The 1000-nt window shown below is 65.0% G+C and carries 1 protein-coding gene; it reads left to right on the forward strand.

Annotation, left to right across the window (positions count from 1 at the left end; translation table 11 throughout):
- Nucleotides 1-844 (forward strand): hypothetical protein (locus ACOADB_RS00835; protein ID WP_378596028.1); only part of this gene is annotated, 844 nt, incomplete at its 5' end.
- Nucleotides 845-1000: the final 156 nt, after the last annotated feature.

Raw genomic sequence — 1000 nt, forward strand, 5'->3', positions numbered from 1 at the left:
CCAGATGCCGTTGGTCCCTGCTTGGCGACTGGTCCGCGACTTCCTACCGTTCCGCGAACACCGTGGCACCTTCGTGCGGACCGTGGCGATCGATCGCAGTGACGTCCACCTGTACCGCTACGGCGACCCGTTCATCGACGCCGTCTCCGACTTCCTGACCAACGACGACCGCGGCCGCGCCTTCGGGATGTGGCGCTGGCTGCCGACCTGGTCGCGAGCGGAGACCGTGGTCTATCGGTTCGACTACGCGATCGAGGCGAACCCACTCGAGGTCCCGTCGGCTGATGACCCGCGCAGCCAATTGGCCACACTCCCGGACCGTGGCCTGGACCAACTGTCCTTGGCCCGGCGTGCCGACGGGATCTTCCCGCCACTCATCGTCACCGTATGGATGGACAGCAAGGGCAGGGAACTGACAAGCAAGGTGCATCTCGAGGCACTGGAGGCGCCCTATGCGAAACCCGGGGTCGAGCCTGGCGGCGACTACGCCCTGAACCGGATCCGGATCGAGCGTGCGTACGAGATCGTGTCGGCAGCCAACTGGGCCGCCGAATGGCGCAAGACCGAGAAAGCAGCACAGAAACTGGTCCGCAGCAGTGCCGAGACACTGGCCGCCATCGAGCGTGCGGCGGGGATCGCCGAACAGGACGCCGCGACCCGATTGGGTCAGTTGCGATTGCGCGCAGTTCGCAGCACTGGGGCCGAACTAAACACCCTCACCGAGGAAATCCACCGGGAGGAAGTCGTGGCCCGCGCCTTGTCAACTGCCATCAAGGCCCCGACTCTGCGACTGGACAGCACCGGTTTGGTGGTTCTCTCCGGCCAGGGTTTGGGAAACGACTGATGGCGACCCATGAGTTCGACCTGGTTCAGCGCCTGCTCACCAGTGACCACGAAGATTCCGTCGACCTGACCGGAGCGCACCGCCGAATAGTCGACGCATGGAGATCGGATGCGCCAGGCGACACGATCAGCGGCGACGTTGCCGTGCTGATTGCCC

Origin of the sequence: Nocardioides sp. CPCC 206348, from assembly GCF_048654705.1 — a bacterium.
Classification (GTDB): Bacteria; Actinomycetota; Actinomycetes; order Propionibacteriales; family Nocardioidaceae; genus Nocardioides.